Genomic DNA, 18,682 nt, shown 5'->3' on the forward strand with positions numbered 1-18,682 from the left:
GATGAGTGTCCTCGCCGTTGGGCTGAGTCACCGGAGCTCGCCCGTGGCGCTGCTGGAGCGCGCCGCGCTGAGCGGTGAAGAGCGCCTCAAACTCATGTCGGAGATGGCGGCCTCCCCGGCGGTGGCCGAGGTGCTGATGGTCTCCACCTGCAACCGCACCGAGGTCTACGCCGAGGTGGACCGCTTCCACCCGGCCCTGAACGCCATCACCTCCCTGCTGTCCGAGCGCACCGGCGTTTCCCTGGCCGAGCTCACCGAGCACGCCTACGTGCACTACGAGGAACGCGCCGTCCAGCACCTGTTCTCCGTGGTCTGCGGCCTGGACTCGATGGTCGTCGGCGAAGGCCAGATCCTCGGCCAGGTGCGCAACGCGCTCAAGGACGCCCAGCACGGCGGCACCCTGGGCCGCGTCCTCAATGACCTGGGCCAGCGCGCCCTGCGGGTCGGCAAGCGCGCGCACACCGAGACCCACCTCGACCAGGCCGGCGCCGACATGGTCACGCTGGGCCTGGAGGTGGCCCTGGAGCGGCTGCGCCCCGGCTCGGCGGGGCCCGTCTCCGCCGCCACTGCCGCTACTGCCGCCCCCGCCGCCTGCCCGGCCGGCGTCGGCGGCCCGGCCGCCGACGAGGCCGACGCCGCCCTGCCCGAGCCCCAGGCGCTGACCGGCGTGCGGGTGCTGGTGCTGGGCGCCGGATCGATGAGCGCCCTGGCCGCCAACACCGTCGCCCGCCAGGGCGCCACCTCGGTGACGGTCGCCAACCGCACCGCCGAGCGCGCCGAGCGGCTGGCCGAGTGCCTGACCGAGGCCTACGAGCCGATGGCCGGCCGCGCCGTGCCCTTCGACCGGGCCGCCTCCGCGGTCGCCGAGGCCGACCTGGTCGTCTCCTGCACCGGCGCCCAGGGCCTGGTGCTCACCGCCGAGGACGTGCGCGCCGCCCTGGAGGCGGCCCCGCACCGCACCCGGCCGGTGGTCTTCCTGGACCTGGCGCTGCCCCGCGACGTCGACGAGCGCGTCCGCGACCTGTCCGGCGCCGAGCTGGTGGACATCGAGGACCTGCGCCGCGCGGCCGCCGAGGGCGCGCCCGGCGCCGAGGCCGGCACCGGCGCCGTGCCCCTGGTGCGGCGGATCGTCGAGGAGGAGGCCGCCGAGTACGAGGCGGTGCGCCGCGCCGACCTGGTGGCCCCGACCGTGGTGGCGCTGCGCGCCAAGGCCAACGACGTCCTCGAGGGCGAGCTGGCCCGGCTCCAGGGGCGCCTGCCCGACCTGGGCGAGCGCGAGCGCGATGAGATCACCCGGGCCATGCGCCGGGTGGTGGACAAACTGATGCACCAGCCGACGGTGCGGGTCAAGGAGCTGGCCGCCCGTCCGGGCGGCGACGCCTACGGGGACGCGCTGCGCGAGCTGTTCGGGCTCGACCCGGACGCCCCGGACGCCGTGCGCCGGCCCGAGCCCGTCTCAGGGGAGGACGCGTGAGCACCCAGGACGCCCCGCGGCCGGGCACCGCCCGGCTGGGCACCCGGCGCAGCACCATGGCCACCACCCAGTCCCGGCTGGTGGCCGACGCCGTCACCGAGCGCACCGGGGTGCCGGTGGAGCTGGAGCTGATCACCAGCTTCGGCGACGTCACCCGCGCCCACCTGACCCAGCTGGGCGGCACCGGGGTGTTCGTCAGCGCGCTGCGCGACGCCCTGCTGGAGGGCGGCGTGGACTTCGCCGTGCACTCCCTGAAGGACCTGCCCACCGCCCCCGCCGAGGGGCTGGTGCTGGCCGCGGTCACCGAGCGGGACGACCCGCGCGACGCGCTGTGCGCCCGCGACGGGCTGGCCCTGGACGACCTTCCGGCCGGGGCCCGGGTGGGCACCGGCTCGCCGCGGCGCGTCGCCCAGCTCGCCGCGCACCGCCCCGACCTGGACTACGTGCCGATCCGCGGCAACGCCGAGACCCGCCTGGGCAAGGTGGGCTCCGGCGAGGTGGACGCGGTGGTGCTGGCCTACGCCGGGCTGGTGCGGGTCGGCCGCACCGACGCGGTCACCGACGTCCTCGACGCCGAGCGGGTGCTGCCCGCCCCGGGACAGGGGGCCCTGGCCGTGGAGTGCCGGGCCGACCGGGCCGCGGCCGACCTGGCCTACCTGTCGGCCGTCGACCACACCGCCACCCGGCTGGCGGTCACCGCCGAGCGGACCGTGCTGGCCGAACTGGAGGCGGGCTGCGCCGCACCGGTGGGCGCCTACGCCCGGTTCGAGCGGGGGCTGCTGCGCCTGCGGGCCGCGGTCGCCTCCACCGACGGCGTCCAGCAGGTGCGCGCCGAGCGCACCGCCGAGCTGGACGTGGACCCCGCGTCGGTCAAGGCCGCCGCCGACCTGGGGCGCGAGCTGGCCCGCTCGATGATCGCCGACGGGGCCGACCGGATCGTCGCCGACCCGGGGCAGATCGGGGGCGGCGACACCGGACCGGGCGCCGGAGCATGAGACCACGAGGAGCGTGCGCACGATGAATCCGCCTGAGCCGCAGACCGACGCGAGCGCCGCCGCCCCCGGGCCGGTGGCCGCCGTGGGCGCGGGCCCCGGGGACGCGGGGCTGCTCACGCTGCGCGGGGCCCAGGTGCTCGCCGAGGCCGACGTGGTGTTCGGGCTGCGCGAGCCGGGGCCGGAGCTGGCCAAGCACCGCGAGGCGCTGCTCGCCCACTGCCGCGAGGACGTGGAGTTCGTCCCCGCCGAGGAGTGCGGCGGCGACGCCGACGAGGAGGCCGTGCGCCGGGCCGGGCAGGGCGCCCGGGTGGTGCGGCTCTACAGCGGCGACCCGGTGTTCGGCTGCCGCGCCGACGGGCTGGCCGAGGCCTGCCGGGCGGCCGGGGTGGAGTTCGAGCTGGTGCCCGGGCTCTCCTCGGTCACCGCGGTCCCCGCCTTCGCCGGGGTCCCGATGATGCCGCGCGGCACCGGCGAGGTGCGGGTGGTCAACGGCAAGGACGCCTCGGTGGACTGGGAGCGCGTCGCCTCCGAGCTGGCCGGGCGCTCCGACGTGTCGCTGGCCGTGATGTTCCCCGACGCCCCCGAGTCCGACCGCTCCGCCGGCCCCGGGTTCGACCGGCTGTGCAAGACCCTGGTCGCCGGCGGCCACCCCGGCTCCACCCCGGTGGCGGTCACCCGGATGGGCGGCACCACCGAGCAGACCACCGTGGTCTCCACCCTGTCCCGCCTGGTCGCCGACCTGAAGTCGTTCGACGCCAAGGGCCACCACGCCACCGCTCCGGCGCTGTTCATGATGGGGCCCGGCGTGGCCCGCCAGCCCGAGCTGTCCTGGTACGAGACCCGCCCGCTGTTCGGCTGGCGGGTGCTGGTGCCGCGCACCAAGGAGCAGGCGGCGAGCCTGTCGGAGCAGCTGCGCGGCTACGGCGCGGTGCCCGAGGAGGTGCCCACCATCTCGGTGGAGCCCCCGCGCACCCCGCAGCAGATGGAGCGGGCCGTGCGCGGCCTGGTCACCGGCCGCTACCAGTGGGTCGCCTTCACCTCGGTCAACGCGGTGCGCGCGGTGCGCGAGAAGTTCGAGGAGTACGGGCTGGACGCGCGGGCGTTCGCCGGGGTCAAGGTGGCCGCCGTGGGCGAGCAGACCGCCGCCCGGCTGCGCGAGTTCGGCATCCAGCCCGACCTGGCCCCGCCGCCGGACCGCCAGTCCGGCGCCGGCCTGGTGGAGGTCTGGCCGCCCTACGACGCCGAGCTGGACCCGATCGAGCGGGTGCTGCTGCCGCGTGCCGACATCGCCACCGAGACCCTCTCGGCCGGCCTGGCCGACCTGGGCTGGGAGGTGGACGACGTGACCGCCTACCGCACCGTGCGGGCCGCCCCGCCGCCCGCCCCGGTGCGCGAGGCGATCAAGGGCGGCGCGTTCGACGCGGTGCTGTTCACCTCCTCCTCCACGGTGCGCAACCTGGTGGGCATCGCCGGCAAGCCGCACAACACCACGGTGATCGCGGTGATCGGCCCGGAGACCGCCAAGACCGCCGAGGAGTACGGCCTGCGCGTGGACGTTGTGGCGCCGACCACGTCGGTTTCGGCCCTGGCGGCCGCGCTTTCGGAGTACGGTTCCAGGCAGCGGACCGAGGCGCGGGAGGCCGGCAAGCCGGCGCTCAAACCGAGCCAGAAGCGGCGCGGCCGCCGCCGCAAGACCCTGTGATCCGTGTGATCGGTCCGCACCGCCGCAGCACCGCCCGCCGAGGGGGACCACGCCGATGAACGCCCGCTTTCCCGCCGCCCGACCGCGCCGGCTGCGCCGCACCCCGGCGCTGCGCCGGCTGGTGGCCCAGACCCGGCCGCGCCCGGAGGAGCTCATCTTTCCGGTGTTCGTCAAGGAGGGCATCGACGAGCCCAACCCGGTCGTGTCGATGCCCGGGGTGGTCCAGCACACCCGGGACAGCGTGCGCAAGGCCGCCCAGGAGGCCGCCGAGGCCGGCGTGGGCGGGCTGATGGTGTTCGGCATCCCGCAGTACAAGGACGAGCGCGGCTCGGCCGCCGACGACCCCGGCGGCGTGGTCCAGCGCACCCTGCGCGACCTGGACTCCGACGTGGGCGACGCCCTGGTGGTGATGGCCGACCTGTGCCTGGACGAGTACACCGCGCACGGGCACTGCGGGCTGCTCACCCCCACCGGCGAGGTGGACAACGACGCCACCCTGGAGCGCTACGCCTCCATCGCGGTCGCCCAGGCCGCGGCCGGGGTGCAGGTGGTGGCCCCCAGCGGGATGATGGACGGCCAGGTGGCGGCGATCCGCGCGGCCCTGGACGGCGCCGGCTACACCCAGGTGCCGATCCTGGCCTACGCGGCCAAGTACTCCTCGGCGTTCTACGGCCCCTTCCGCGACGCGGCCGAGGGGGCGCCGCGGTTCGGCGACCGCTCCGGCTACCAGCAGGACCCGGCCAACGCCGACGAGGCCCTGCGCGAGGTGGCGCTGGACGTGGCCGAGGGCGCCGACATGGTGATGGTCAAACCGGGCCTGGCCTACCTGGACATCATCGCGAAGGTGGCCCGGGAGTGTCCGGTGCCCGTCTCGGCCTACCAGGTCTCCGGCGAGTACGCCATGGTGGAGGCCGCGGCCGAGAAGGGGTGGCTGGACCGCGACCGCGCGGTGCTGGAGACGCTGACCGGCCTCCGCAGGGCGGGGGCCGCGCAGATCCTCACCTACTGGGCGACGGAGGCCGCGCGAATGCTGAGGTGACCCGGGGCCGGGACGGGACCGGGACGGGGACCAGGCGAGCACCCCGCTCCGGCAGGAGACGACGAGCGGGGAGGCCGAGCGATGGCGGACGTACTCAACCGGCGGCGGCGCAGGCACGGCCGGCGCGGCGGACCGGACGGCGGGATGCGGGAGGCGGCCCTGGCCTACGCGGCGATGGGGTGGCCGGTGTGCCGCGGGGCGGCGCCGTCGACGATGGGCGGGCGCGCCTGCGGCTGCGACCGCCTGGGCTGCCCCGACCCGGCGGCCCACCCCGTCTCGGCCGCCTGGGCGGTGGAGGCCACCACCGACGCGGCCGTCGTGGACCGCTGGTGGACGGCCCAGCCCGAGTCCAACGTCATCCTGCCGACCGGGCGGGTCTTCGACGTGTTCGACGTCCCGGCGCAGGCGGGGGTCATGGCCATGGCCCGGATGGACCGCGCCGGGGCGGCCCCCGGGCCGGTCGCGGCGGTAGACGCCCGCCGGTACCTGTTCTTCGTGGCCACCCGCTCGCCCTCGGACGAGGACGAGTGGTGGTCGTGCCATCTGGACTGCGTGCCCGAGACCCTGGAGGACACGCCCGGCCTGCGCTGGCACTGCCGCAACAGCTATGTGCCGGCGGCGCCCTCCCTCATGCCGGGGGGCGGCCGCACCGCCTGGATCCGCAGCCCGCAGGAGGGGTCCGGCCTGCCCGACCCGATCGCCGTCCTGGACGTCCTGGCGGACGCCTGCGAGGAGTTCGTCTAGGGCCTGATCCAAGGAACACCCCCTAAGGCCCCGGACCGGGCGCCCGCCGTCGGGGCGCCGCCCGCGTCCCCCGCCCGCTCCTCAGGCCTCGACCCGCTCCTCGGCGACGAGGATGCCGTCGGCGTCGGCGTAGAGCCAGGCCTCCGGGGCGAAGACGGTGTTGCCGAAGGCGACCGGCACGTCCAGGCGCCCGGCCCCCGTCTTGGCCGACTTGCGCGGGTTGGAGCCCAGCGCCTTGACGCCCAGGTCCAGCCCGGCCAGCTCGGCGGTGTCGCGCACCGCGCCGAAGATCACCACGCCCGCCCAGCCGTTGTCGGCCGCCGCGCGGGCGATCATGTCCCCCATCAGGGCGGTGCGCAGCGACCCGCCGCCGTCCACCACCAGCACCCAGCCCTCGCCGGGCTGGTTGAGCTGCTCCTTGACCAGGGCGTTGTCCTCGTGGCACGCGATCGTGGCGATGGGCCCGTGGAAGGCCGTGCGGCCGCCGTAGGACCGGAACTGGGTCTCGCAGCTCTGCAGGGCGTCCCCGTGCGCGTCGATCAGGTCGGCGGTGGCGTACACCTCGGTCATGGTCCCCTCGCTCCCTCGGGTGGATCGGCCGTGCCAGCAGCTCGGTGGCACCGGGAATCGGACGCCGCCGCACGATCGGACGGCGTCGGGAGAAAGGTATCCGTGCCGCGCCCGCGCCGCTCGGGCGGGGCGCGCCCGTGCGGCCCGCGGGCCGGTCCCCGGGCCGGTCCGCGGGACCGGTGCACCGGTGCCACACTGGGGCTGTGGCTACACATGAGACATCCGCTGAGCTGTTCCGACGCGCCTGTGCCGTGGTCCCCGGCGCGGTGAACTCGCCCGTGCGCGCCTTCGGCGCCGTGGGCGGCACCCCGCCCTTCATGGCCTCCGGGCGGGGCCCCTACCTGACCGACGTCGACGGCAACACCTACGTCGACCTCATCTGCTCGTGGGGACCGCTGCTCCTCGGGCACACCCACCCCGCCGTGGTCGAGGCGCTGAACGAGGCCGCCGCCAAGGGCACCTCCTTCGGCGCCCCGAGCGAGGGCGAGGTGGAGCTGGCCGAGGAGATCGCCGCCCGGGCGCCCGTGGAGCGGGTGCGCCTGGTCAACTCCGGCACCGAGGCCACCATGTCGGCGATCCGCCTGGCGCGCGGGGCCACCGGCCGCAGCAAGGTGGTCAAGTTCGCGGGCAACTACCACGGGCACGTCGACGCGCTGCTGGCCTCGGCCGGGTCGGGGGTGGCCACCTTCGCCCTGCCCGACTCGCCGGGGGTGACCGGCGCCGGCGCCGCCGACACCATCGTGCTGCCCTACAACGACCCCGAGGCCGTGGAGCGGGTCTTCGCCGAGTCGGGCGGGGACATCGCCTGCGTGATCGCCGAGGCCTGCCCGGCCAACATGGGCGTGGTGCCCCCGCGCGACGGCTTCAACGCGCGCCTGCGCGAGATCACCGAGCGGCACGGCGCCCTGCTGGTGCTGGACGAGGTGCTCACCGGGTTCCGGGTGTCGGCCTCGGGCTGGTACGGGCTCGAAGGGGTCCGTCCCGACCTGGTGACCTTCGGCAAGGTCATGGGCGGCGGCCTGCCGGCCGCGGCCTTCGGCGGGCGCGCCGACCTGATGGAGCAGCTGGCCCCCTCCGGCCCCGTCTACCAGGCGGGGACCCTGTCCGGGAACCCGCTGGCCACCGCGGCCGGCCTGGCCACCCTGCGCAACGCCACCGACGAGGTCTATGCGCACATCGACCGGGTGAGCGCGCAGGTCGCCGACGCCGCCGACCGGGCGCTGACCGAGGCCGGGGTTCCGCACCGGGTGCAGCGCGGCGGCAACCTGTTCACCGTCTTCTTCACCGACGCCGAGGTCACCGACTTCGACGCGGCCCGCGCCCAGGACCTGGGCGCCTTCGCGGCGTTCTTCCACGCCATGCTGGAGCAGGGCGTGCACCTGCCCCCGGCGGCGTTCGAGGCCTGGTTCTTCTCCGCCGCCCACGACGAGGAGGCCGTGGAGCGGGTGCTGGCGGCGCTGCCCCGGGCCGCCGAGGCCGCGGCGCGCGCCTGACCGGCGGCCGTGCGCCGGGGGCGGGGCGTCTACCCTGTTCACGGCGGCGCCCCGCCCGCCCGTCTCCTGCCGACCGAAGGGAATGCGACGCCCGATGACCGCGACCACCGTCGTCCACCTGCTCAGACACGGAGAGGTGGACAACCCCGACCGGATCCTCTACGGCCGCCTGCCGGACTTCCACCTCAGCGCGACCGGCTCCCGGATGGCCGATCTGGCGGCCGGGTGGTTCGAGGGCCGCGACGTCGCCGCGGTGTACTCCTCCCCGCTGGAGCGGGCCCAGGAGACCGCGGCGCCGCTGGCCGAGCGGACCGGGCTGGACGTGCGCCTGGACGCGCGGCTGATCGAGTCGGGCAACCGGCTGGAGGGGCGGCGGGTCAGCGCGCGGTCGCTGCGTACCGACCCCGCGGTGCTGCGCCACCTGTACAACCCCTTCCGGCCCTCCTGGGGGGAGTCCTACCGGGAGATCGCCGACCGGATGGTCGCGGTGATCAAGGCGGTGCGCAAGGAGGCCTGGGGGCGCGAGGCCGTGTGCGTCAGCCACCAGCTGCCGATCTGGACGGCCCGCCGCGCCGCCGAGCGCCGGCGGCTGTGGCACCGCCCCGACCGGCGCCAGTGCAACCTGGCCAGCGTGACATCGCTGACCTTCGAGGACCAGCGGCTGGTGAGCGTGGGCTACACCGAGCCCGCCGCCGGGCTCTACGGCGAAGGGCCCCAGGTCCCCGGCGCCTGACCAGGCGCGTGTGCGTGCGGCGGAACCGGACCGGGTAGGCTGGCTGATCGGGTGCGGCACCGCCGCCGTCGCGCGGTGCGCGCCGCCGCACTCTCCCGACGGATCCGCGCGCCGTCCCTCGGCGCGGTCCCGGGTGCGTCGTGTCCCGATGTCTTCTGCGAGAAGGTGATCGCATGGGTTCCGTCATCAAGAAGCGCCGCAAGCGGATGGCCAAGAAGAAGCACCGCAAGCTGCTCAAGCGCACGCGCGTCGCGCGCCGCAACAAGAAGTAGGCGCACCGCAGTCCGTCGCCGGGGCCGCGGCCCCGGCGGAGCGGAGGACAGTGTGATCCCGATCTGTGGAGGCGTGCCTCGATGAGCCGCGTCGTGATCGTCACCGGGGCAGCCCGGTACGTGGGGGCCCGGGCCGCCGAGGCCCTGAGCGCCGACCCGGGCGTGTCCCGGGTGGTGGCCATGGACTCGGCGCCGCCGGGGCGGAGCCTGGGCGGCGCCGAGTTCGCCGCCGTGCGCCTGCACGACCAGAGCGTGGGCGAGGTGGTCCGCGAGAGCGGCGCCGACACGGTGGTGCACCTGGGCTTCGCCGAGGCCCCCTCGGGCGGCCGCCGTACCGGCGCGGCCGGCGGCGGCAACGTCCTGGGCACCCTGCAGCTGCTCGACGCCTGCCAGCGCTCGGACGCGGTCCGGCGGCTGGTGGTGCGCTCCAGCGCCGCCGTCTACGGCGAGGCGCACCCGGGCGCGCCCTGCACCGAGGACGCGGGTGCGCGGGAGGTGCCGCGCTCGGCCTACGCCCAGGACGCCGCCGAGGTCGAGCGGCACACCGCGGCGCTGTGCCGGCGCCGCCCCGACCTGTCGGTGGCGGTGCTGCGCTTCGCCAGCTTCATCGGCCCCTCGGTGGAGTCCCCGCTGACCCGGTACTTCGGGCTGCGGGTGGTCCCCACCGTGCGCGGCTACGACCCCCGCATGCAGTTCATCCACCAGGACGACGGGGTGGAGGCGGTGCGCCGGATGGCGCTCGCCGGCCCCGGCGGGAACGGCCCCGACGGGGTGTTCAACGTCGCCGCCCCCGGATCGCTGCCGCTCTCGCAGTGCCTGCGCCGCGTGGGGCGGCACCGCTTCGCCCTGCCCGAGCGCGGCCTGAAAGTGCTGCGCGGCCTCTCCCGCCGGGGGGAGCTGGACTACTCGCCCGAGCAGCTGCGGCTGCTGTGCTGCGACCGCGTGCTCGACCCCACCAAACTGGAGCGCGCCATCGGCTGGAGCCCCTCCTACTCCTCGCAGGAGGCGTTCGAGAGCTTTCTGGCCGCCGCCTGAGCGGTGCCCGGGGAGGCGTTCGGCTCCACCGGGCGACCACCGGGCCCGCCAGAGGCCGTCGGCGAGTGCTCTCAACCGGGGTCGGCATGGCCGCCCGCGGCTACGAGCGGTCGACCGACGACTCCGGGACCGGGGTCGAGGCCGTCCCTGCCGGCGGACCGTGCGGCCACCCGCATATCCGACGGTCACTGAGACGCCGCCCGGGGGTCAGGGGCGCCGCCGGGTGCGGCGCAGGGCGCCCACGGCCAGGCCCCCGGCCAGCGCGCCGGCCGCGGCGGCGGGGACGCCCACGCGCAGCGCGGCGCGGTGCCGGCGGAAGTCGTGCACCGGCCACCCGGCGGCCAGCGCCCGCCTGCGCAGCGCGTCGTCGGGGTTGACCGCGTTGGGGCGGCCCACCGCCGACAGCAGCGGAAGGTCGTTGCAGGAGTCGCTGTAGGCCGAGCAGTCCGCCAGGTCCAGCTCCTCGCGGGCGGCGAGCTCGCGCACCGCCGCGGCCTTGGCCGGGCCGTGCAGCAGGTCCCCGATCAGGCGCCCGGTATAGACCCCGTCGACCGTCTCGGCGACGGTGCCCAGCGCGCCGTCCAGGCCCAGGCGGCGGCCGATGATGTCGGCCAGCTCCACCGGGGTGGCGGTGACCAGCCACACCCGCTCCCCGGCCTCCAGGTGGCGGCGGACCAGCCGCAGCGCGCCCTCCCAGACGCGGCCGGACATCGACTCGTCGTAGATCTCCTCGCACAGCTCCACGAGGTCGTCCACGCGGTGGCCGGCGACGAAGGCCAGCGCGGCCTCGCGCGCGGCGTTGATGTGGTCGGGGCGCTCGCTGCCGCCGACCCGGAAGACCGTCTGCCCCCAGGCGAACCGGAGCAGGTCGCGTGTGGTGAACAGGTCGCGGGCGGCCAGGCCGCGCGCGAAGTGGTAGATGGACGCGCCGCGCATGACGGTGTTGTCCACGTCGAAGAAGGCCGCGCGGCGCCGCCCTGTGTTCCGGCCTCTCATGGCGTCGACCCTATGGCCCCGCGGCCGGAGGCCGGGGCGTGCGGGCGCCGGCCGCGCCCGGCGTGACGCAACTCACAATGGGTGCCGGATCGGGGATGTGCGGCGCCCCGGACTGGGCCTTCGGGACCGCTCCCCACCTGGCGGGGAACGGTCCGATTCCCGTTCGGTCCCGATCGTGCAGCATCATTGGCGGGATGGTCGAGGTAGGACTGGCATTCGTCTGCGCACTGGTGGCCTGGAGCGTCACCGCGGCGCTCATCGCGCGCGCCCAGCGCGAGGGCGGGACCTACGCGAAGGTGCTCGCGGGGTCGGCCCTGGCCCTGGCGGTGGCGCTGAGCGCCGCGTTCCCCGGTGCGCTGCTCGGGTTCTCCGGGCTCACGTTCCGCATCTGGCAGATCGGCGCCGGGCTGTTCGGCCCCCTGCTGGCCGCCTGGGGAGCCCTCGAGTACGCGGTGGCCTCCGCGCGCGCCCGGTTCGCCGCCCGCCTGGCGGTCACCACCCTGGCGGTGGTCCCGGGGGTGGTGCTCGCGCTGGACCCGGTGCGGTCCGGCTTCGGCTCCGGCTACCCCCCGCAGGGGGAGCACTACGACCTGATCCCCGGCGTCGCCCTGGGGGCGGTGCACGCCTTCGCGGCGCTCGCGCTCGCCGGGGGCGCCGTGGCCGCCCTGCGCGGGCGCGCCGCCGGCCACCGGCTCCCGGTGGTGGGGATGGCCGCGGTGGCCGTGGGGCTGGAGGTCGCCGTGGCCCGGCTGGGCCTGGGGGTCTTCGGCCAGGTGCTGATGCTCGGCGCGCTGGCGGCGCTGTGGGCGGCGTTCATGCGGGCGCAGAAGGAGCCCGAGGAGCCGCAGGGGCGCCGCAGGGGCGGACGCCGCCGCGGCGGGGGCCGCGGGCGGCGCGAGGACGAGGGGGGCCCAGACGACGACGGGGCCCTGGAGGACGACGGGGAGGACGAGGCCGTGTTCGGACGGCGCCGCAAGGCCGAACCGCAGGACGACTACGACTACGACGACGGTTACGACGACGGCTACGACCGCGGCTACGGCGAGGGGCCCGAGCACGGCCGCGCCGGCGGGCGCCCGTCCCGGCTGCGCGGCGTCATCACCATCTACACCCTGGCCGAGGGGCGCGCCGACGACTTCGACGACCTCGCCGAGGCGGTGGTGGAGGAGGTGGCCCGCCGCGAGCCCGACACCCTGCTCTTCGCCTGCCACACCGTGCCCAGTGCTCCGCTGCAGCGCATCGTCTACGCCATCTACCGCGACGAGCTGGCGCAGGAGGAGCACGAGCAGCAGCCGCACGTGCGCGAGTTCGCCCGCCGCTCGGGCCACAGCGTCACCGCGACCAACGTCATCGAGCTCTCCCTGGCGGGGGCCTCGGCCTCGGACCACCTGGCCGGGATGCTGATGCCGAGGTGAGGCCGCCGACGCGGGAACGCCGGGCGTGAAGTACCCTTCCTTGCGGTATACGGCCCGCGTTCAGGCGGGCCCGCCGCCGGCCGGGGCGGCCCGGCCCGCGGCGACGCCGACACCTACGGAGCGTGCTGGAAGCCCCCGATGCGCAAATTCCTCGTCTTCCTCGTATTCCTGCTGATCCTGCTCGCGGTCGCCGACCGCGGCCTGCACTCGGCCGCGCAGAGCGAGATCGCCAAGCGGGTCGGCGCCCAGTACGAGATGTCCTCCGAGCCCGAGGTGGCCATCGGCGGCTTCCCGTTCCTGACCCAGGCGGTCGGCGGAACCTACTCCGAGATCTCCATCGTCACCGGCGCGATGGTCGTCAACGACGTGCAGCTGGAGCGGGTCGACATGACCGCCCGCGACGTGCACGCCCCGCTGTCGGCCCTGATGAGCGAGCCCAGCGCGGTCGCCGAGAGCGCCGACGCCCGGGTCATGCTCCCCTACAGCGAGCTGCAGCAGCGGCTGCCCGAGGGCATCGTCATCGAGACCGAGGACGGCGAGCCGCGGATGGCCGGCGACCTGTCCATGGGCGGGTTCAGCACCCCGGTCTCGGCGGGGCTGGACATCTCCGCCGAGGGCGAGACCGTGACCCTGAGCCCGCGCGACGTCCAGATCGGCGAGGCCGGTCTGGACCTGGGCGACCAGGTCGCCCAGCGGCTCACCGCCACCGTCACGATCCCGCGCCTGCCCTTCGGGCTGCAGATCAAGGGCATCGAGGCGCTGCCCAACGGCGTCGAGGTCGCCGCCGAGGCCACCGACGTGCAGCTGGTCGGCGGCGGGGCCCAGGGCTGACCGTGGACGCCGACGCGCCGGTGCTGGACGCGGACGAGCTGGGCGCGGCCCTGGGGGAGCGGGCCACGCTGGTGCAGTTCTCCTCGGCCTTCTGCCGGCCCTGCGCGGCGACCCGGCGCATCCTGGCCGAGGTGGCCGCGATGGTGCCCGGGGTCGCGGCCGTGGACGTGGACGCCGAGTCGCACCTGGGGCTGGTGCGCCGGCTGGAGATCGCCTCCACGCCCACCGTGCTGGTGCTCGACGCCGATGGGCGGATCCGCCGCCGCGCCGCCGGGATGCCCCGCAAGGCCGACGCCATCGCCGCACTGGGCGCGGTCCTGCTGGACGGCGGCCCCTCCTGAGAAGGCGCGCGGGCGCACCGGGGCGGAGACTGTGACACCGGCCACGCGTGACAACGCGGTGGGCCGCCCCGTACGATCAGTGGCGTGGAATCCTTGGCAGGCGCGTTTTTGACGAAGCGGCGGGCGGTCGACTACTGCCACGTCGCCGCCGCGCTCTGTCTGCCTTCCCTGTAGAGCGGTCCACGGCCGCGCCCCCGACCCGCAGACGGGTCCGCCCGGGCGCCCGGTACCGCCGACGCCGCGCGTACGACCCGCCTCGCCCTCCGGCGCCGCTCACGCGACAGGGAGCATCACCCATGCGGCTCCACGGCAGGGACGGACGGCGCCGAGCGCAGCCGTCCCCCGCAGAACCCGCGACCCCGACCGCCGACCGGCCCCGGCCGGCCGGGGCGCCGTGCGCGCACCCCTCTCACCGCCGCTGCACGATTCCGACCTATGGAGGTTCCCCATGAGCCGCTCCGACGTCCTGGTGGACGCCGACTGGGTGGAGGCTCACCTGGACGACCCGAAGGTGGTCCTCGTCGAGGTCGACGAGGACACCTCGGCCTACGACAAGGGCCACATCCGCAACGCGATCAAGATCGACTGGAAGCAGGACCTCCAGGACCCGGTCCGCCGGGACTTCGTCGACAAGACCGGCTTCGAGCGGCTGCTGAGCGAGCGCGGCATCGCCGAGGACGACACCGTGGTGCTCTACGGCGGGAACAACAACTGGTTCGCGGCCTACGCCTACTGGTACTTCCGCCTCTACGGGCACCGGAGCGTCAAGCTGCTCGACGGCGGCCGCAAGAAGTGGGAGCTGGAGTCCCGCGAGCTGGTCGAGGAGGTGCCCGAGCGCCCGAAGACCTCCTACACCGCCCAGGAGCAGGACGCCTCCATCCGGGCCTTCCGCGACGAGGTCGTCGAGGCCATCGGCACCAAGGCGCTGGTGGACGTGCGCTCGCCCGACGAGTTCACCGGCAAGCTGCTGGCCCCCGCGCACCTGCCGCAGGAGACCTCGCAGCGCCCGGGGCACATCCCCACCGCCCGCAACATCCCGTGGGCCAAGACCGCCAACGAGGACGGCACCTTCAAGTCCGACGAGGAGCTGCGCGAGCTGTACACGGAGGCCGGGGTGGACCTGGACTCCGACATCATCGCCTACTGCAGGATCGGCGAGCGCTCCTCGCACACCTGGTTCGCCCTGCACGAGCTGCTGGGCCTGGACAACGTGAAGAACTACGACGGCTCCTGGACCGAGTACGGCTCCCTGGTGGGCGTCCCGGTGGAGCTGGGGGAGGCCAAGTGAGCGCGGACGGATGCGGCGCCCCGGTCGGCGGGGTCGCCATCGCCGACGGCGAGGCGCAGGACCAGGCGGTCATCGAAGGGGTGGTCACGCGCGGGGGAGCGCCGCTCAGCGGCGCCTACGCGCGCCTGCTCAGCGGTGACGGCGATTTCGTGGGCGAGGTGGCCACCGGTGAGGAGGGCACCTTCCGCTTCTTCGCGGCCGACGGCGACTGGAAGGTGAAGGTCCTGGCCTCCCAGGGCTTCTCCGCCGAGTACGCGGTCGAGGCCCGGGTGGGCAGGCGCGTGGAGCTGCGCGTCGAGGCCTGAGCAGGGACGGGCCTGAGCAGGGACGGGCCTGAGCGGCCCGGCGAGAGGGCGGGCACGCGCGGACGCCGGCCCCCTCGCCGGGGCGCCCGGAGGCGGGGCACCGAACGGTGCCCCGCCTCCGGCGTGTGCACGGGGGCACCGAACGGGGCGCCCGGCCGACCCGGGCCGGATCGAGTATGCCGACCGAGAAGTGAGAGCACCTGTCCGCCGGTTCCCGCAGCGCTCGGACGACCCGCTGCGACGCGGTGCCGATGAGTTCCGGTAGGACCACGGCCCTCCCTGTCGCCTGCGGCTGCGCCGACAGCGACGGCGGCGGCGCCGCCGAGAAAGGCACGCGAACGCCCCGCGCCTCGCAGCGCTTTCGCACCCCGTCGCCACGGCCCTGCCGCTCCGGCAGGTGCCGCCGGCGGCGGGAACGCTGTCAGGACTCGTGAACAGAGCCAGCCGGATCATAGGACGGTATGCAGAGACGCTAGGGTGACGGCGATCCCATGAGCAGCATCGCCTTCATCGCCGTCCTCACCGCCGCCCTCCTCCACGCGGCGTGGAACGCCATCGCCCACGCCGTCACCGACCGCCTGATCGGCTTCGCGCTCATCGGCGCCGCCGGCACCGTCGCCGGGGCGGCCACCGCCGTCTTCGCCGGGGTCCCCGACCCCGCCTCCTGGCCCGCCCTGGGCCTGTCGGCGCTGCTGCACGTCGGCTACATGGGGTTCCTCATGCTCTCCTACCGCCTGGGCGACTTCGGGCAGGTCTACCCCCTGGCCCGGGGGACCTCCCCGTGGCTGGTGGCGGTCGGCGCGGCCGTGCTCGTCGGCGAGACCCTGACCCCGGTGCACCTGGCCGGGGTCCTGGTGGTCTCGGCCGGACTGACCGCGCTGGTGTTCGCCGCCGGGGTGCCCGGCCGCGCGCAGCTGCCCGCGCTGGGCGCAGCCCTGCTCACCGGCGGGATGATCGCCGCCTACACCGTCGTCGACGGGGTGGGGGTGCGCGCCTCCGGCGACCCGCTCGCCTACCTGGCCTGGCTGATGGTGCTGGAGGGGCCGTGGTTCCTGCTGGCCGCCGCGGTCCTGCGCCGGGGCGCGCTGCCCGCGCAGCTGCGCCCGGTGTGGCGGGTGGGCGCCCTGGGCGGGCTGATGTCGACGGCCGCCTACGGGCTGGTGCTGTGGGCCCAGACCATGGGGAACCTGGCGGCCGTCGCCGCCCTGCGGGAGACGAGCATCGTCTTCGGCGCGGTGATCGCCGCCGTGGTCTTCCGGGAGGGCCTGGGCCGGGTGAAGGCGGTCTCGGCTGCGGTCGTCGCCGTCGGCATCGCGCTGCTCAACCTCTGAGCCCCCCGGCGCCCCGCCGCGGGTCCCCGGTCCGTCCCCGCTTTGTCCCCGGTTCGTCTCCGGTTGTGGAGGTACGGGCCCCAGGTCCCGCCTTCCCGGGGCCTCAGGCGGTATTTCCGCCAAGGTCGTGACAACTCGTCCCGGTCCTGACAGCATTTCCCCACACGCGCTGTGGTCCCCCCAGGAGGTGCGGCGGTGGTCCGAGGAGCCCCCCGGCAGCGGACGGTGCGCATCGGCTGGCGCCACGAGGCGCTCGTCCCCGATCCCGGCCCCGCGCCCCGCAGACCCGTCCCCGCCGACCGCGCCGAGCCCAGCCCCGAATGGGTGGCCGCCGAGCGCGGCTCCGAGGCCCGCACCAACCGCCCGCTGCTGGCGGCCCTGTGCGCGCTGGGCGCCCTGGCCGCACTGGCCCTGGCCCTGTGGCCGCTGCGGGTGCTGCCCGGTCTGCTGGCCTTCGCCGCGGTGCTGGCCTGCCTGACGGTGGCCGTCCCCGCGGCCGTGGCGCTGCTGCAGAGCCGCGCCGTGGTGGCCGAGCGGCTGGCCGGCGAGCGGGCGCGGCTGGAGGAGCGCCGCCGCGCGGCAGAGGACGACCTGCGCCGGAGTCAAGAGGAGCACGCGCGCCTGTACGCCGAGTGGCGGACCCGCCGCCGCGCCTTCGAGGCCCAGCCGCGCTGGTACGCGCTCAAGGTGCCCGAGGGGGTGCGCACCGTCGCGGTGGCCGGGGGCACCGGCGCCGGGTGGTCGGCGCTGCTCACCGGACTGGGCACGGCGCGGCTGTCCGACGGCGGGGACCTGGCCGTGGTCGACCTGTCCGGCCGCGCGGTGGCCGGGGACCTGGTGGCGCTGGCCCGGCGCTGCGGGGCGCGGACGCGGGTGCGGGTGCTCCCCGCCGACCTGCCGCTGCTCACCCTGGGCACCGGCCTGCGCTCCGGGGAGCGGGCGCGCACCCTGGCCGCGGTGGCCGCCGCCTGCGACCCCAAGTCCGACGCCGAGCGCGACCGGCGGCTGCTGGAGGCGGTGCTGGGGGTGCTCGGCCCCCGGGCGGGGACCGACGCGGTGGTGGCCGCGCTGCGCGCGGTGGCCGCGCCCGAGGGCGACGAGGCGCGCGACGACCCAGCGCTGGCCCTGCTGGAGGAGGGGCAGCGGGCCGCCGTGCGCGCGGCCTGCGGCACCGACCGGTCCACCGCCGACCGCGCCTGGGAGCTGGAGCGCCACCTGGCGCCCTTCGAGGGGGTGGGCTCGCGTGCCGGGGACGGGGAGGAGCCGCCCGCCCAGGTGAGCGTGGTGGCCACGGACCGCGCCGCCGGGGAGGTGGCGGCCCGCGCCTACGGGGCCTACGCGGTGGCGGGCCTGTGCCGGCTGCTGGAGCGCGGGGAGGGCGGCGCCGGCGCCCCCTGGAGCGGCGCGGTGGCGGTGTGCGGCGCCGACGCGGTGCCCGCCGCCGAGCTGGACCGGCTGGAGGAGGCGGCCGGGCGCGCCGGCGCCGGCCTGGTGCTGTTCTTCCCGGAGGCCGGGGACGAGGCGATGGCGCGGCTCTCCGGCCCGGGGCGGATGCCCGTGGTGATGCGCCAGCCCGGCCCCCGCCCCGCGGCGCGGCTGGCGGAATGGTTCGGCGAAGTGCCGCAGGTGCGCCTGCACCGGCTGACCGAGGTGGTCGGGGAGGCGCTGAGCGGGACCGTGGCCGACAGCTACGCCGACCACGGGCAGGACCCCGCCCGGGCGGCCACGGTGCCCACCGCGGTGCGCGCGGCCGGCCCGGCGGCGCCGGTGGCCCCGCTGGACCTGGAGCGCCACCTGCGCGCGGCCTCGGTCTGGGGGCGGGCCACGGCGCAGGCGGCCCCGGTGGACGCCGAGGACGCCCCCCGCACCGTCCGCGCCGACGTGCACGGCCTGCGCACCCTGCCCCCGACGGCGATGCTCGTCCCGGGAGAGGGCGGCGCGGTCCTGGCCGACGCCAACCCGGGGATCCTCACCCTGCCCGCCGCCACCCTCGCCACGGTCGAGGAGGGGCCGCCCGCGGTGCCCCCGGCCGAGGACGACGGGCCGCCGCCGAACCTGGGCCCGCCCCCGGAGCGGCTGGACTGGCGCTAGAGGAGGACGTCCCGGCGGCGGCCCGGC

18 protein-coding genes are annotated in these 18,682 nt (G+C 76.1%); 16 read left to right on the forward strand and 2 right to left on the reverse strand.

Annotation, left to right across the window (positions count from 1 at the left end):
* Nucleotide 1: 1 nt before the first annotated feature.
* The 5 genes from C892_RS0115365 (at nucleotide 2) to C892_RS0115385 (ending at nucleotide 5,954) form a co-directional block, all read left to right on the forward strand.
* A complete protein-coding gene (locus C892_RS0115365) occupies nucleotides 2–1,474 on the forward strand; it encodes a glutamyl-tRNA reductase (protein ID WP_051060550.1) in 1,473 nt (490 codons plus the stop codon).
* Nucleotides 1,471–2,469 (forward strand): hydroxymethylbilane synthase, encoded by a 999-nt coding sequence (hemC, locus tag C892_RS0115370; protein ID WP_017557941.1) that lies wholly within the window; start codon nucleotides 1,471–1,473, stop codon nucleotides 2,467–2,469. The genes C892_RS0115365 and hemC overlap by 4 nt, the downstream gene beginning before the upstream one ends.
* A 22-nt stretch (nucleotides 2,470–2,491) precedes the next feature.
* Entirely contained in the window at nucleotides 2,492–4,171 is a 1,680-nt protein-coding gene (locus C892_RS0115375; protein ID WP_017538180.1) for a bifunctional uroporphyrinogen-III C-methyltransferase/uroporphyrinogen-III synthase, read from the forward strand.
* A 55-nt stretch (nucleotides 4,172–4,226) separates the two neighbouring features.
* A complete protein-coding gene (gene hemB / locus C892_RS0115380) occupies nucleotides 4,227–5,210 on the forward strand; it encodes a porphobilinogen synthase (RefSeq protein WP_017557942.1) in 984 nt (327 codons plus the stop codon).
* 81 nt (nucleotides 5,211–5,291) lie between these two features.
* Nucleotides 5,292–5,954: a bifunctional DNA primase/polymerase gene (locus tag C892_RS0115385; RefSeq protein WP_017557943.1), complete on the forward strand. Its 663-nt coding sequence runs from the start codon at nucleotides 5,292–5,294 to the stop codon at nucleotides 5,952–5,954.
* A gap of 81 nt (nucleotides 5,955–6,035) precedes the next feature.
* Here the strand turns inward: C892_RS0115385 and rraA are convergent, their stop codons facing one another.
* The gene (gene rraA, locus C892_RS0115390; protein WP_017538177.1) at nucleotides 6,036–6,524 is read right to left on the reverse strand and encodes a ribonuclease E activity regulator RraA; all 489 of its coding nucleotides are present in this window, start codon (nucleotides 6,522–6,524) and stop codon (nucleotides 6,036–6,038) included.
* 203 nt (nucleotides 6,525–6,727) lie between these two features.
* Between rraA and hemL the strand changes: the two genes are divergently transcribed.
* The 4 genes from hemL (at nucleotide 6,728) to C892_RS0115410 (ending at nucleotide 10,057) form a co-directional block, all read left to right on the forward strand.
* Entirely contained in the window at nucleotides 6,728–8,017 is a 1,290-nt protein-coding gene (gene hemL, locus C892_RS0115395; RefSeq protein ID WP_051060551.1) for a glutamate-1-semialdehyde 2,1-aminomutase, read from the forward strand.
* 94 nt (nucleotides 8,018–8,111) lie between these two features.
* Complete coding sequence (locus C892_RS0115400) at nucleotides 8,112–8,750, forward strand: histidine phosphatase family protein (protein WP_017538175.1); 639 nt, start codon at nucleotides 8,112–8,114, stop codon at nucleotides 8,748–8,750.
* A 173-nt stretch (nucleotides 8,751–8,923) separates the two neighbouring features.
* Complete coding sequence (locus C892_RS30660; RefSeq protein ID WP_013155353.1) at nucleotides 8,924–9,022, forward strand: 30S ribosomal protein bS22; 99 nt, start codon at nucleotides 8,924–8,926, stop codon at nucleotides 9,020–9,022.
* 81 nt (nucleotides 9,023–9,103) lie between these two features.
* Nucleotides 9,104–10,057 carry an NAD-dependent epimerase/dehydratase family protein gene (locus C892_RS0115410; RefSeq protein ID WP_017557945.1) on the forward strand — a complete coding sequence of 318 codons (954 nt, stop codon included), beginning with the start codon at nucleotides 9,104–9,106 and terminating at the stop codon, nucleotides 10,055–10,057.
* A gap of 207 nt (nucleotides 10,058–10,264) precedes the next feature.
* Here C892_RS0115410 and C892_RS0115415 read toward each other — a convergent pair whose 3' ends face one another.
* Nucleotides 10,265–11,053 (reverse strand): HAD family hydrolase, encoded by a 789-nt coding sequence (locus C892_RS0115415; protein ID WP_017557946.1) that lies wholly within the window; start codon nucleotides 11,051–11,053, stop codon nucleotides 10,265–10,267.
* A gap of 194 nt (nucleotides 11,054–11,247) precedes the next feature.
* Between C892_RS0115415 and C892_RS0115420 the strand changes: the two genes are divergently transcribed.
* From C892_RS0115420 to C892_RS0115450, 7 genes are all read left to right on the forward strand, one after another.
* A complete protein-coding gene (locus tag C892_RS0115420; protein ID WP_017557947.1) occupies nucleotides 11,248–12,468 on the forward strand; it encodes a putative quinol monooxygenase in 1,221 nt (406 codons plus the stop codon).
* A 138-nt stretch (nucleotides 12,469–12,606) separates the two neighbouring features.
* Nucleotides 12,607–13,299, forward strand: a complete 693-nt coding sequence (locus C892_RS0115425; RefSeq protein WP_017557948.1) for an LmeA family phospholipid-binding protein — start codon at nucleotides 12,607–12,609, stop codon at nucleotides 13,297–13,299.
* A gap of 2 nt (nucleotides 13,300–13,301) precedes the next feature.
* Complete coding sequence (locus C892_RS0115430) at nucleotides 13,302–13,640, forward strand: TlpA family protein disulfide reductase (protein ID WP_017557949.1); 339 nt, start codon at nucleotides 13,302–13,304, stop codon at nucleotides 13,638–13,640.
* Between the two features lie 448 nt (nucleotides 13,641–14,088).
* The gene (locus tag C892_RS0115435) at nucleotides 14,089–14,928 is read left to right on the forward strand and encodes a sulfurtransferase (RefSeq protein ID WP_017538169.1); all 840 of its coding nucleotides are present in this window, start codon (nucleotides 14,089–14,091) and stop codon (nucleotides 14,926–14,928) included.
* A complete protein-coding gene (locus C892_RS0115440; protein ID WP_017538168.1) occupies nucleotides 14,925–15,233 on the forward strand; it encodes a DUF1416 domain-containing protein in 309 nt (102 codons plus the stop codon). The genes C892_RS0115435 and C892_RS0115440 overlap by 4 nt, the downstream gene beginning before the upstream one ends.
* Before the next feature lie 491 nt (nucleotides 15,234–15,724).
* A complete protein-coding gene (locus C892_RS0115445) occupies nucleotides 15,725–16,564 on the forward strand; it encodes an EamA family transporter (protein ID WP_017557950.1) in 840 nt (279 codons plus the stop codon).
* Nucleotides 16,565–16,789: 225 nt separating this feature from the next.
* Nucleotides 16,790–18,655 (forward strand): hypothetical protein, encoded by a 1,866-nt coding sequence (locus C892_RS0115450; RefSeq protein WP_017557951.1) that lies wholly within the window; start codon nucleotides 16,790–16,792, stop codon nucleotides 18,653–18,655.
* Nucleotides 18,656–18,682 lie beyond the last annotated feature (27 nt).

It is taken from the genome of Nocardiopsis baichengensis YIM 90130 (assembly GCF_000341205.1).
GTDB lineage: Bacteria > Actinomycetota > Actinomycetes > Streptosporangiales > Streptosporangiaceae > Nocardiopsis_A > Nocardiopsis_A halophila.